The sequence below is a fragment of the Burkholderia diffusa genome, from assembly GCF_902499115.1.
GTDB lineage: Bacteria > Pseudomonadota > Gammaproteobacteria > Burkholderiales > Burkholderiaceae > Burkholderia > Burkholderia diffusa.
On sequence record NZ_CABVPN010000004.1, the window covers coordinates 80,275 to 93,300 of the forward strand.

The 13,026-nt window shown below is 67.9% G+C and carries 12 protein-coding genes and 1 pseudogene; 7 read left to right on the top strand and 6 right to left on the bottom strand.

The window, feature by feature from the left end; translation table 11 throughout:
* Window positions 1-25 precede the first annotated feature (25 nt).
* From BTE28158_RS05300 to BTE28158_RS05315, 4 genes are read left to right on the top strand one after another with little or no spacing between them, the layout of a single operon-like run.
* The gene (locus BTE28158_RS05300) at window positions 26-325 is read left to right on the top strand and encodes a sarcosine oxidase subunit delta (protein WP_059534095.1); all 300 of its coding nucleotides are present in this window, start codon (window positions 26-28) and stop codon (window positions 323-325) included.
* Window positions 322-3,333, top strand: a complete 3,012-nt coding sequence (locus BTE28158_RS05305) for a sarcosine oxidase subunit alpha family protein (RefSeq protein ID WP_151048177.1) — start codon at window positions 322-324, stop codon at window positions 3,331-3,333. Before BTE28158_RS05300 ends, BTE28158_RS05305 begins: the two co-directional genes overlap by 4 nt.
* Window positions 3,323-3,952 carry a sarcosine oxidase subunit gamma gene (locus tag BTE28158_RS05310; protein WP_124901085.1) on the top strand — a complete coding sequence of 210 codons (630 nt, stop codon included), beginning with the start codon at window positions 3,323-3,325 and terminating at the stop codon, window positions 3,950-3,952. Before BTE28158_RS05305 ends, BTE28158_RS05310 begins: the two co-directional genes overlap by 11 nt.
* Window positions 3,949-4,389, top strand: a complete 441-nt coding sequence (locus BTE28158_RS05315; RefSeq protein ID WP_059452158.1) for a dihydroneopterin aldolase — start codon at window positions 3,949-3,951, stop codon at window positions 4,387-4,389. Before BTE28158_RS05310 ends, BTE28158_RS05315 begins: the two co-directional genes overlap by 4 nt.
* A 76-nt stretch (window positions 4,390-4,465) precedes the next feature.
* On the opposite strand, the gene BTE28158_RS05320 is transcribed toward BTE28158_RS05315, so the two are convergent.
* A complete protein-coding gene (locus BTE28158_RS05320) occupies window positions 4,466-5,572 on the bottom strand; it encodes an alkene reductase (RefSeq protein ID WP_151048178.1) in 1,107 nt (368 codons plus the stop codon).
* 169 nt (window positions 5,573-5,741) lie between these two features.
* On the opposite strand from BTE28158_RS05320, the gene BTE28158_RS05325 reads away from it, so the two are divergent.
* Window positions 5,742-6,617 (top strand): LysR family transcriptional regulator, encoded by an 876-nt coding sequence (locus tag BTE28158_RS05325; RefSeq protein ID WP_151048179.1) that lies wholly within the window; start codon window positions 5,742-5,744, stop codon window positions 6,615-6,617.
* 75 nt (window positions 6,618-6,692) lie between these two features.
* Here BTE28158_RS05325 and BTE28158_RS05330 read toward each other — a convergent pair whose 3' ends face one another.
* The 5 genes from BTE28158_RS05330 to osmF form a co-directional block, all read right to left on the bottom strand.
* On the bottom strand, window positions 6,693-7,361 hold the full coding sequence (locus BTE28158_RS05330; protein ID WP_124901088.1) for a lytic transglycosylase domain-containing protein: 669 nt from the start codon (window positions 7,359-7,361) through the stop codon (window positions 6,693-6,695).
* Window positions 7,362-7,573: 212 nt separating this feature from the next.
* The gene (locus tag BTE28158_RS05335; protein WP_151048180.1) at window positions 7,574-8,338 is read right to left on the bottom strand and encodes an ABC transporter permease; all 765 of its coding nucleotides are present in this window, start codon (window positions 8,336-8,338) and stop codon (window positions 7,574-7,576) included.
* Entirely contained in the window at window positions 8,335-9,273 is a 939-nt protein-coding gene (locus BTE28158_RS05340; RefSeq protein WP_124901090.1) for an ABC transporter ATP-binding protein, read from the bottom strand. Before BTE28158_RS05340 ends, BTE28158_RS05335 begins: the two co-directional genes overlap by 4 nt.
* On the bottom strand, window positions 9,270-10,448 hold the full coding sequence (locus tag BTE28158_RS05345) for an ABC transporter permease (RefSeq protein ID WP_151048181.1): 1,179 nt from the start codon (window positions 10,446-10,448) through the stop codon (window positions 9,270-9,272). Before BTE28158_RS05345 ends, BTE28158_RS05340 begins: the two co-directional genes overlap by 4 nt.
* Window positions 10,445-11,368 (bottom strand): glycine betaine ABC transporter substrate-binding protein OsmF, encoded by a 924-nt coding sequence (gene osmF, locus BTE28158_RS05350; protein WP_124901092.1) that lies wholly within the window; start codon window positions 11,366-11,368, stop codon window positions 10,445-10,447. The genes BTE28158_RS05345 and osmF overlap by 4 nt, the downstream gene beginning before the upstream one ends.
* A 168-nt stretch (window positions 11,369-11,536) precedes the next feature.
* Here osmF and BTE28158_RS05355 point away from each other — a divergent pair, with 168 nt between their 5' ends.
* Together BTE28158_RS05355 and BTE28158_RS05360 are read left to right on the top strand one after the other, a co-directional pair.
* On the top strand, window positions 11,537-12,466 hold the full coding sequence (locus BTE28158_RS05355) for a 2-hydroxyacid dehydrogenase (protein ID WP_151048182.1): 930 nt from the start codon (window positions 11,537-11,539) through the stop codon (window positions 12,464-12,466).
* A 157-nt stretch (window positions 12,467-12,623) separates the two neighbouring features.
* Window positions 12,624-12,893: pseudogene (locus BTE28158_RS05360) on the top strand (M28 family peptidase); the annotation flags it as partial.
* Window positions 12,894-13,026 lie beyond the last annotated feature (133 nt).

Below are 13,026 nucleotides of genomic sequence, written 5' to 3' on the forward strand. Positions count from 1 at the left end.
CCGCACTGAACGAGGAGAAAGAAACATGTTGCTGATCGAATGTCCGTGGTGCGGGCCGCGCGCCGAATCCGAGTTCACGTGCGGCGGTGAAGCCGACATCGTGCGCCCGGTTGCGAACGAGAACATGACCGACCGCGAATGGGGCGAATACGTGTTCATGCGCGAGAACAAGCGCGGTATCCACCGCGAGCAGTGGCTGCACACGCAGGGCTGCCGCCGCTGGTTCAAGGTCACGCGCGACACGGTGACCTACGATATCAAGGGCTACGAAAAGTTCGGCGGCGCAGCCGCCGGCAACGCACACGAAGAGGGCACCAGCAAATGAGCCAGAAAGACCGCCTCGGCACCGGTGGCCGCATCAATCGCGCGATTCCGCTGACGTTCACGTTCAACGGCCGCACGTATCAGGGCTTCCAGGGCGACACGCTCGCGTCCGCGCTGCTCGCGAACGGCGTGCACTTCGTCGCGCGCAGCTTCAAGTACCACCGTCCGCGCGGGATCGTGACGGCGGACGTCGCGGAACCGAATGCCGTCGTGCAGCTCGAGACCGGCCCGTACACGGTGCCGAACGCGCGCGCGACCGAGATCGAGCTGTACCAGGGCCTCGTCGCGACGAGCGTGAACGCCGAGCCGTCGCTCGAGAACGACAAGTACGCGATCAACCAGAAGTTCTCGCGTTTCATGCCGGCCGGGTTCTACTACAAGACCTTCATGTGGCCGCGCAACATGTGGCCGAAGTACGAGGAGAAGATCCGCGAGGCCGCCGGCCTCGGCAAGGCGCCCGAGGTGCTCGACGCCGATCGCTACGACAAATGCTACGCGCACTGCGACGTGCTCGTGGTCGGCGGTGGCCCGTCGGGCCTCGCCGCCGCGCATGCGGCCGCGACGGCCGGCGCGCGCGTGATCCTCGTCGACGACCAGCGCGAGCTCGGCGGCAGCCTGCTGTCGTGCCGCGCGGAAATCGACGCGAAGCCGGCGCTGCAGTGGGTCGAGAAGATCGAGGCCGAACTGCGCAAGCTGCCCGACGTGACGATCCTGTCGCGCAGCACCGCGTTCGGTTATCAGGACCACAACCTCGTGACGGTCACGCAGCGCCTGACCGATCACCAGCCGGTGTCGATGCGCAAGGGCACGCGCGAGCTGCTGTGGAAGGTCCGCGCGAAGCGCGTGATCCTCGCGACCGGCGCGCACGAGCGTCCGATCGTGTTCGGCAACAACGACCTGCCGGGCGTGATGCTCGCCGGCGCGGTGTCCACCTACGTGCATCGCTACGGCGTGCTGCCGGGCCGCAACGTGGTCGTGTTCACGAACAACGACCGTGCGTACCAGACCGCGCTCGACCTGAAGGCGTGCGGCGCGAAGGTGACGGTCGTCGATTCGCGTGCGTCGTCGAACGGCGCGCTGCCCGCGGCCGCGAAGCGGCAGGGCGTGACGGTGATGAGCGGTGCAGTCGTGACGGCTGCTTCGGGTAAGTGGCGCGTATCGTCGGTCGACGTCGCGTCCTACACGAACGGCCAGACCGGCGGCAAGCTGCAGTCGCTGCCGTGCGACCTCGTCGCGATGTCGGGCGGCTTCAGCCCGGTGCTGCACCTGTTCGCGCAGTCGGGCGGCAAGGCGTGCTGGAACGACGAGAAGGCCTGCTTCCTGCCGGGCAAGCCCGTGCAGGCGGAAGCGAGCATCGGTGCGGCCGCTGGCGAGTTCGGTCTCGCCCGTGCGCTGCGGCTCGCGGTCGACGCGGGCGCCGAAGCGGCGAAGGCATCGGGCTTCACGGCCGCGCAGCGCCCCGTCGCGCCGCAGGTCGCGGAAGCCGTCGAAGGCGCGCTGCAGCCGTTGTGGCTCGTCGGCAGCCGCGAGGCCGCCGCACGCGGGCCGAAGCAGTTCGTCGACTTCCAGAACGACGTGGCGGCCGCCGACATCCTGCTGGCCGCGCGCGAAGGCTTCGAGTCGGTCGAGCACGTGAAGCGCTACACCGCGATGGGCTTCGGCACCGACCAGGGCAAGCTCGGCAACATCAACGGGATGGCGATCCTCGCGCAGGCGCTGGGCAAGACGATTCCGGAAACGGGCACGACGACGTTCCGCCCGAATTACACGCCCGTGTCGTTCGGTACGTTCGCGGGCCGCGAGACCGGCGACTTCCTCGACCCGATCCGCAAGACGGCCGTGCACGAATGGCACGTCGAGCACGGTGCGATGTTCGAAGACGTCGGCAACTGGAAGCGGCCGTGGTATTTCCCGAAGAACGGCGAGGACCTGCATGCGGCCGTGAAGCGCGAATGCCTGGCGGTGCGCAACAGCGTCGGCATCCTCGACGCGTCGACGCTCGGCAAGATCGACATCCAGGGTCCGGATGCGGTGAAGCTGCTGAACTGGATGTACACGAACCCATGGAACAAGCTCGAGATCGGCAAGTGCCGCTACGGGCTGATGCTCGACGAAAACGGGATGGTGTTCGACGACGGCGTGACGGTGCGCCTCGCCGACCAGCATTTCATGATGACGACGACCACCGGCGGCGCGGCGCGCGTGCTCACGTGGCTGGAGCGCTGGCTGCAGACCGAATGGCCCGACATGAAGGTGCGGCTCGCGTCCGTCACCGATCACTGGGCGACGTTCGCGGTGGTCGGCCCGAAGAGCCGCAAGGTTGTGCAGAAGGTGTGCCAGGACATCGACTTCGGCAACGACGCGTTCCCGTTCATGAGCTACCGGAACGGCACCGTCGCGGGCGTGAAGGCGCGCGTGATGCGGATCAGCTTCTCCGGCGAACTCGCGTATGAAGTGAACGTGCCGGCCAATGCGGGCCGCGCGGTGTGGGAAGCGCTGATGGCGGCCGGTGCCGAGTTCGACATCACGCCGTACGGCACCGAGACGATGCACGTGCTGCGCGCGGAGAAGGGCTACATCATCGTCGGCCAGGATACCGACGGCTCGGTCACGCCGTATGACCTCGGGATGGGCGGGCTCGTCGCGAAGTCGAAGGACTTCCTCGGCAAGCGTTCGCTGTCGCGCTCCGATACGTCGAAGGAAGGCCGCAAGCAGTTCGTCGGCCTGCTGACCGAGGACGAACAGTTCGTGCTGCCCGAAGGCGCGCAGATCATCGCGAAGGACACGCAGGTGTCGGCGGTCGATCCGACGCCGATGATCGGCCACGTGACGTCGAGTTATTACAGCCCGATCCTGAAGCGCTCGATCGCGCTGGCGGTGGTGAAGGGCGGCCTGAACAAGATGGGCGAGAGCGTCGTGATTCCGCTGGCCAACGGCAAGCGCGTCACCGCGAAGATCTCGAGCCCGGTTTTCTACGATACCGAAGGGGTGCGCCAGCATGTGGAATGAAACGAGAAACCAGTCGCAAGTGGCGGGCGCGGGCGTGAGGCTTGAATCGCCGTTCGTCGGCGCGGCCGATGTGCTGAAGGCGCATCAGGCGCGCGCATCGAAGAAGTTCATGCTGCGCGAGCGGGCCTTCCTCGATCTCGTGAACGTGCGCGGCGAGCTGAGCGACCCGGCATTCGTCAGCGCGTTCGAGCGCGTGGTCGGTTGCCGGCCGCCGTCGGCACCGAACACGGTGGCGCGCGGCGCCGAGTACGACGTGTTGTGGCTCGGTCCCGACGAGTGGCTCGTGCGCTCGAACGGGCCCGTGCAGGCGGGCGTGCTCGAGGCGCAACTCGCGGAGGCCGTGCAGGGTTCGTATGCGGCGGCGGTCGACGTCGGCAGCGGCTACACGGTCGTCGAAGTCAGCGGCGAACGCGTGCGCGACGTGATCGCGCGCGGCTGCCCGCTCGATCTGCATCCGCGCGTGCTCAAGCCGGGCCAGTGCGCGCAGTCGCACTACTTCAAGTCGCCGATCACGCTGATCCCGACCGGCGACGATACGTTCGAGATCGTCCTGCGTCGCAGCTTCGCCGACTATTTCGTGCGCATCATGCTCGACGCCGCGGCGCCGCTCGCGTCATGAAGCCGTTCGACGAACCGTTCGTGGCGATCGACGCGCCGCGCCTGCGCGGGCGCGGCTGGAGCGTGTTCGTCGACGAACTGAAGGTGCCCGCGCGGATCGGCATCCACGCGCACGAGCACGAGGCGCCGCAGCCGATCGTGATCGATGCGCGGCTCGGGTATCGCTGCGAGCCGAGCGAGCAGGGCGAGTGGATCGACTACGATGGTTACTGCGCCCGTGTCGCGTCGTTCCTGTCGCACAAGCCGCATACGCGGCTGCTCGAAACGCTCGTCGCCGATCTCGCGGTGATGTCGTTCCGCGAATGGCCCGCGCTGGAGTCGCTGACGCTGTCGATGTACAAGCCGAAGATCCGGCCGGGGACGAAGCGCGTCGGCGTGTCGCTCGACTGGACGCGTGGGGATTACCTGCGGTGGACGGGGGCTGCGGGGCAGCTGTAACGGGCTGAGCAGCCCGTATCGTTCCGAGGCGGCGCGTCATGACGAAGTCACGACGCGCCGTTTCTCTTTGCAGCGCTTATGCCGCGCCGCTCAGCGCCGGATAGTCGACATACCCGCGTGCATCGCCGCCGAAGAACGTCTCGCGCTGCGCGTCGTTCATCGGCGCGCCCGTCTTCACGCGCGTCACGAAATCCGGATTGGCGAGCACCATCTGGCCATACGCTTCGAGATCGGCGAGACCCGATGCCACATCGGCACCGATCGCGTCGCGCGTGCGCCCCGGGCGGTTCAGGATCAGCGTGCCGCGCCAGCGCGCACGCAGGTCCGCGAGCAGCGATTCATCGCCCTGATGCATCACGTGCAAATAGGCGAGGCCGAGCGCGTCGAGCTGCGTCGCCAGGTAGCGGTAAAGCTCGGCGCTTTCCGGACCTTCGTCGATCCCCCACAGCGTGGTGCCGGGCGACAGGCGGATCGCCGTGCGATCCGCGCCGATCTCGTCGGCGATCGCGGCAGCGATTTCGATCGCGAAGCGCGCGCGATTCTCGATCGACCCGCCGTATTCGTCGGTGCGCATGTTGGCGTTCGGCGCGAAGAACTGCTGGACCAGATACCCGTTCGCACCGTGAATCTCGACGCCGTCGGCGCCGGCCTCGATCGCGCGTCGCGCGGCGAAGCGGAAGTCGCTCACGGTGTCGCGCACCTCGGCCGTCGTCAGTGCGCGCGGCGCCGGAATCTCCTGCATGCCCGTCGCCGTGAACATCGGCACGCCCGGCGCGATCGCCGACGGCGCAACGCCTTGCCGGTGGTGCGGCGTGTTGTCGGGATGCGACATGCGGCCCACGTGCATCAGCTGGATGAACAGGCGGCCGCCGCGCGCATGCACGTCGTCGCTGATCCTCTTCCAGCCGGCGACGTGTGCGTCGGTATAAATACCCGGCGTCGTCAGGTAGCCCTGGCCGTCGGCCGACGGTTGCGTGCCCTCGGTGACGATCAGCCCGAGGCCCGCGCGCTGCGCGTAGTACTCGGCGGCCCACGCGCCGGGCGTACCGTCGAACGCGGCGCGGCTGCGCGTCATCGGCGCCATCACGAGGCGGTTGTCGAGCGTGTACCGGCCGACGCGCACCGGGGTGAACAGTTGCGGCGTGTCCTGATCGGTCGGGGCCGGAACGAACAGTTGTTTCATCGTGTTTTCCTCATCGAAGTTCGGGATGCGCCACCGGGGCGATGCCGCATCGGGCGGCGGCCGCGCGCGTTGCGCCGGCCTCGCCTCCACGTCAGCATCATCCATTGCTTCCTTTTCGAGATAAACCGGGTATCGTGGAGATCATTGATCCATTGATGGAGCAGTCGGCATGGAACTGCTGAACGACATGGCGCTGTTCGTGGAGGTCGTGAAGGCGCACGGCTTTCGTAGTGCCGCCCAGACGCTGGGGATGCCGAATTCGACGTTGTCGCGGCGGATCGGCGCGCTGGAAAAGGCGATCGGCCTGCGATTGCTGCATCGCACGACGCGCCGGATCGAGCTCACGGAGGCCGGGCAGCTGTACTTCGAGCGCTGCAAGCGCATCGTCGACGAGGCGCGGCTCGCGCACGAGCAGCTCGGCGGGCTGCTGGCCGAACCGTCCGGGGTGCTGCGCGCGTCGTTTCCGGTCGATTTCGCGGTGATCTACCTGACGCCGCTGGTCGTCGAATTCGCGGAACGGTATCCGAAGCTGACGTTCGATTTCGAGCTGACGTCGCGGCGCGTCGACCTGGTGAGCGAGCCGTTCGACGTCGCGATCCGCATCGGCGAATCCGCGGATTCGCAGCTCGTCGCGCGGCGGCTCGCGACGTTGCGCGGCAACCTGTATGCGTCGCCACGCTATCTCGAACGTTCGGGCGAGCCGCTCGAACCAGGCGACCTGACACGCCATCAGTGTCTGAGCGTGCAACGCGTCACCGCGTGGACGCTGCGTCGCGGCGAGCGCACGGTCGACGTGCCGGTGGGCGGGCGGTTCGTCGTCAACAGCGTCGGCATGAACCGGCAACTGGCCGTGCACGACGCGGGGATCATCCAGTTGCCGGAGGAAGTGGTGGCCGACGACGTGGTCGCCGGCCGGCTGCGCCGCGTGCTACCGGAATGGGAGGGCACCCCGGTGCCCATCTATGCGATGACCGAAACGCGTTTGCTGCCCGCGAAAACGCAGCATTTCATCGAATTTCTGCGCGCGCATTTCGCACGCGAGTGAGCGGCGGTACGTGCCGTCGTGCGTCCCGCCGCTGGCGGATACGCAGGTACGCGCGGTGCGTAGCGTGAGGTGCGCTTACTTCGCGTTGCGGTTCGCGGCGGGCGCCGCGGTCGACAGATCGCTGACCGGCATCATGCGCGCGTTCGTATCGTTCGCGCCTTTCGCGCCGTCTTCGGGTTCGAGCACGAAGCGGAACGTGTCGACCCGCTGCATCACCTTCGCCGCATACGCATTCGATCCGCCGTAGCTTTTCAACCCGGCCTGCACGTTGCCGCCGGCCGCCCGCACATAGCCCGACAGAATCTTCGAGCCGGCTTCGACGTTCGCATTCGGCTCGGTCAGGTCTTTCACGTTGCGCAGCATGCCGCGGTGCGCGGAAGGCACGACCTGCATCAGTCCGGTCGCGCCACGCTGGCCGCGCGCCTTTTCCTGGAAGCGCGATTCGATCGAGATAATGGCGTAAACGAGTGCCGGAGGCAGCGAATATTTCGTCGCAGTCATGTTCACGATATCGGCGAGTTTCGCGGCGCGCTCTCTCGCGACGCCGAATTTCTTCGTCAGGTAGGACGTGATGCGACGGTTTGCTTCGTTGGGCTGATCGTTCGCGAGCGGGACGGAGGCCTCGGTCGGCGCGGATGCGGCGGCTTCGGGCGCGGAGGCGGGCAATGCGGGCGCCTGCTGCGCCGAGGCCTGGTGCGCGATGCCGAGCGAAAACACGATCAGCCAGAGAAACCGTCGTCGCATGGTGAAGTGCGGGGAAATGGGAGGCGCATAGTATATCGGCCAATCATCTGGCGTGTGCGAGCGCGGGCTCGAATGAAAGCGCGATGTAGGCTTTTGTCGGCGAGTGCCTCGCACGGACTCGATCGTTGCACGAACACGTATCGGAGTCCGGATGAAGAACGGCCGGATTTTCTCTCGCGTCCCCCATTTCATGCGCGCATCGCGGATGCGTGCTACGCCCGCCGCGCGCTTGCCACCCGTGCAAGCGCGCCGATCGCATCACTGACCAGCACCGCGAGCAGCCCGACGATCACGCCGCCCTGCAGCACGAACGCCGTGTTCGATGTCTGCAGGCCTGCGATGATCACATCGCCGAGCCCGCGCGCGGCGACCGTCGACCCGATCGTCGCGGTGCCGAGATTGATCACGACCGCGAGCCGGATCCCGTTCACGATCACCGGAAACGCGAGCGGCAGCTCGACCGACACCAATTGCTGCCAGCCGCTCATCCCCATCCCGCGCGCGGCGTCGACGACGTCGCGCGGCACGTCTTCGAGCCCCGCGATCGTGCTCTCGAAAATCGGCAGGAGACCGTACAACACGAGCGCGATCAGCACGGGTTTCAGCCCGAAGCCAACGGCCGGCACCGCGAGCGCAAGCACTGCCACCGGCGGAAAGGTCTGGCCGATGTCGACGACGCTGCGCGCGACCGGCAGGAAATCCGCGCCGGCCGGACGCGTGACCGCGATGCCGGCCGCGACCGCGACCAGCGTGCCGATCAGGCTCGACAGCGCGACGGTGCCGAGATGCGCGAGCGTGAGGTCGAGCAGGCTCGCACGATCGTAGATGACCGGCGCGCCGTTGTCCGCGAACGGCGCGAACACGCCCTGCAGCCATGCGGGGCGCAGCAGCACGAGCAGCAGCGCAAGGGCGGCCGCACGCGCGACATACGCAGGAAACCGCCGCGGCAGGGTCGAACGCGCGGGCTTCATCGTCATGCGGGCTTCCTCGCATGCGCGCGGATCGCATCGAGGGTGATGCGGCGCGCAGCGCGCCCGTTGCCGTCGTCGACCGGCAAGGCGTCCGCTCCGCGCCACAGCAGCTCGGACACCGCGTCGCGCAGCGTGCGCGTCGCGGCGATCGGTTCGCCGTCGGCATGGCCGGGTTCGGCCACCGCGTCGATCGGCGTCAGCGCGAGCAGGCGCAGCGGCCGGTCGACGCCGGCGACGAGCTGCTCGACGACACCCGCGGCCGGCTTGCCGAGAATCTCGGCCGGCGGCGCGACCTGCAGCAGCCGTCCGCCGTCCATCACCGCGATCGTGTCGCCGAGCTTCAGCGCTTCCTCGATATCGTGCGTGACGATCACGACCGTGATGCCGAGGCGGCGCTGCAGCGCGTACAGGTCGTCCTGCGCCTTGTTGCGGATGATCGGATCGAGCGCGCCGAACGGCTCGTCCATCAGCAGCATCGCGGGCTCGGCCGCGAGCGCACGCGCGACGCCGACGCGCTGCTGCTGGCCGCCCGACAGTTCATGCGGCAGCTTGTCCGCGAACTCGGACGGAGCAAGATGAAACAGGTCGAGCAGTTCGCGCACGCGCGCGTCGATGCGCTCGGCCGGCCAGCCGAGCAGGCGCGGCACGGTCGCGATGTTGCGCGCGACGCTCCAGTGCGGAAACAGGCCGTGCCCCTGGATCACGTAGCCAATGCGCCGCCGCAACTGCTCGGGCGGCACGCTCGCGGTGTCGACGCCGTCGATGCGGATCGTGCCGGCGGTCGGCGCGATCAGCCGGTTGATCATCCGCAGCAGCGTCGACTTGCCGCTGCCCGATGCGCCGACGAGCGCGGTGATCGTGCCTTGCTTCATCGTCAGCGATACGTCGTCGACGGCGACGACGTCGCCGAAGCGTTTGCCGATGCGTTCGATCTCGATCATGCGGTACGTCCCTTCGCAAGCGTGGTCGCGGCTTCGAACACGACGGCGGCCGCCAGTGCGAGCGCGATCGTCGGGATCGCGCCGAGCAGTACGAGATCGGCGGCCGATTGCCCGATCCCCTGGAAGATGAAGGTACCGAAACCGCCGCCGCCGATCAGCGCGGCGACCGCGGTCAGCCCGATGTTCTGCACGAGCACGATGCGCACGCCGCTCAGAATCACCGGCAATGCGAGCACGAGATCGACGCGCAGCAGCCGCTGCGCGCGCGTCATGCCCATCGCGCGAGCCGCTTCGGTCACATGCGGCGGCACCTGCTCGAGCCCGACCACGACGCTCGACGCGATCGGCAGCAGCGAGTAGAGAAACAGCGCGAGCACGGCCGGCGCGACACCGATCCCGCGGATGCCGAGCGCGGCCGCGAGCGGCACGTGCGCGGCGAGCAGGCCGAGCGGTGCCATCATCAGCCCGTACATCGCGATACTCGGGATCGTCTGCACGATATTGAGCACCGGCATCACGACGGTGCGCACCGGTGCGACCCGCGCACACGCGATGCCGAGCGGCAGGCCCGCGACAAGCGCGGCCGCGACCGATCCGCCCGCGAGCGACACGTGCCGGATTGCTTCGCGCCAGAAGTCGTCGCTGCGCACCGCGTATTCGCGCATCACGGACAGGCCGTCCCACCAGCCGGTCGCAAGCGGTACCGATATCGCCGCGATAGCGACGACGAGTGCGACGAGGCGGCGCCACGGGCCGAATGCGAGCCGCGCGAGTGCGTCGGCGACCAGCACCGCCCAGGCGAACAGCAACAGCCAGACGCCTGCCGCGGGCGACACGCGCGCGAGCACGTCGTCGGGTGCGACGACGTGCGTCGCCGCGGCGCCGACCGCGTAGGCGAGCGTCGCGAGCCATGTGCAGCCCGCCGCGAGCCGCCATGCGGGGCGGCTCGCCGTCATCGCCCACAACGCGCCGACGACCCACAACGCGGCGAGCACGGCCCCCTGCATCGCGGGCAGCGCGGCGAACGCCGACAGCCCCGTGCCGGCCGCGATCCGGTTCGGCCGAAGCACCATGAACGGCATGCCGAACACCGCGACGATCGTCAGGACACCGATCAGGATGCCGACTTTATCCAGCGCGATGCGTCGCGCGGACGCCACCGCGCGACCCGTCACTTGACGAAGCCTTTCGACTTCAGGTAGCTCTTTGCCACGCCGGCGGCCGGTTCGCCGTTGATCTGGATGCGCGCGTTTAGCATTTGCAGCGTCTTCAGGTCGAGGCTTGCGAACACCGGCTTCAGGTACTCGGCGATTTGCGGATGTGCTTTGAGCACGACTTCGCGAATCACCGGCGTCGGCGCATAGACGGGCTGCACGTGCTTGTCGTCGTCGAGCACGACGAGGCCGCTCGATGCGATCCCGCCGTCGGTGCCGTACACCATCGCCGCGTTCACGCCGTCGGTCTGGTTCGCGGCGGCCTTGATCGTCGCGGCCGTGTCGCCGCCCGACAGCACGACGAGCTGATCCGGTTTCAGCTTGAAGCCGTAGGCCTTCTCGAACGACGGCAGCGCGGACGCGCTGTTCACGAATTCGGCCGACGCCGCGAGCTTCAGCTTGCCGCCACCCGCGATCCACTTGCCGAAATCCGAGAAAGTCTTCAGGTGCTGCGCTTGCGCGACCGGCGCGAGCACGGCGACGCCCCACGTGTTGTTCGCGGGCGCCGGCGCGAGCCAGACGAGATGGTTGGCGGCATAGTCGAGCTTCTTCGCGGTGTCGTAGCCCTGGCTCGCGTTCTTCCAGAGGGGATCGTCGGCCTTGTTGAAGAAGAACGCGGCGTTGCCCGTGTATTCGGGGTAGATGTCGATCTCGCCGCTCGTGAGCGCCTTGCGCACGATCGGCGTCGTGCCGAGCGCGATCTTTTCGGTGACGGGGATGCCATGGGACTTCAGCACCTGTGCGATGACGTTGCCGAGCAGGTTGCCTTCGGTGTCGATCTTCGACGACACCACGACGGGCGTGTCGGCGTGCGCGCCGGGTGCCACGACAGCGGCGGCGAACGCGAGGCCCAGGATTCGGGCGGGCAGGGCGAGCTTCATCGGGGCCATTCTCCAGAACGGGGACGTACGCCGAAAGTTACTTGACTGAGTCGGCTTTGGCAAACCATGTGCGGCGGCACGTCCACAGCGCGCGTGGGGATAACCCGCGCGCGTCACGCGCCGTTGTTAAACTGGAACGCATTCCCCCGCCTGCGGACATTTGCTGACATGAAGCCTGAGCTGCTGGTCCTTATCGCGCTGCGCGGCGACGCGCACCGCCAGATCGCCGCGTCGTACGACGTCCATCATGCACCGCTCGCCGATGAACGCGAGCGCGCGATCGCCGAACACGGCAGCACGATCCGCGCGGTGTTGACCAACGGCAGCACGGGCCTGACTGCCGCCGAAATCGATCGTCTGCCGCAGCTCACGTTCGTCAGCGCGCTCGGCGCGGGCTACGAGCACATCGATGTCGCGCATGCGAAGGCGCGCGGCATCACCGTGGTGACAGGCGCGGGCACCAACGACGATTGCGTCGCCGATCATGCGTTCGCGCTGCTGCTGGCGGCCGTGCGCAACGTCGTGCAACTCGATGCGAACACCCGCGCCGGCGTATGGCGCGACGCGCTGCCGATGCCGCCGAACGTGTCGGGCAAGAAGCTCGGTATCGTCGGGCTCGGCAAGATCGGCGAGAAGTGTGCGCGGCGCGCGGCCGGCTTCGACATCGAGATCGGTTATCACAACCGTTCCGCGAAGGATGTTCCGTATCGCTATTTCGATCGTGTCGAGGCGCTCGCGCAATGGGCCGATTTCCTGATCGTCGCGACGCCGGGCGGCGCGGGCACGCATCATCTGATCGACCGCACGGTGCTCGACGCGCTCGGCCCGGGCGGGTTTCTCGTCAACGTGTCGCGCGGCAGCGTTGTCGATACCGCTGCGTTGGCAGATGCGCTGCGCGAACGGCGCATCTCGGGCGCCGGGCTCGACGTGTACGAAGGCGAGCCGGAGCCGCCGCGCGCGCTCACGGCGCTCGACAATATCGTGCTGACGCCGCACATGGGCGGCTGGTCGCCGGAGGCGCTCGATCGTTCGGTCCAGCAGTTTCTCGACAACGCCGCGCGGCATTTCGCGGGAGAGCCGGTGCTGACGCCGGTGTGAGCGGTGCCGCCGCCGCGCGCGGAAGGGATGAAGGACGCACCGGCACGAAGATGAACCGGCCCGCCAGGACGAGAGAACCTTGCGTCGTGGCCGCGAATGCAGCGCCGAAATATCGATCCTGCTGAAATGGCATTTCACTCCATCAAGTCCGGCTATCGGCCTGACGCGCATCGCGCTGACGGACGACGAGCGGGCCGGGCGCGAGCTCGTCGTCGAATGGATGCGAGACCTTGACCTCGACGTTCAGGTCGATCGGATCGGCAACATTTTGGGCACGTTGCGTTCCGCCTCCGGCGACGGCAGCGAGCGGCCGCTGATGATGGGCTCGCACATCGACACCGTGACCAACGCTGGCGCACTCGACGGCTGCTACGGCGTGCTCGCCGGCCTCGCCGTCGAGCGAGCCTTTCGTCGTGCGGGGCGTCGCATGGCTGACGCGATCGCGTGGCCGACGAAGAACGGCGCCGTGCGACGGTGAAGCATCGTCGCGCGGCGCCTTCGATGCGTGTCACCCGGCGTCATGCGCATGCGATCGCGCCCGATCGCATGCGCGTGGCGGT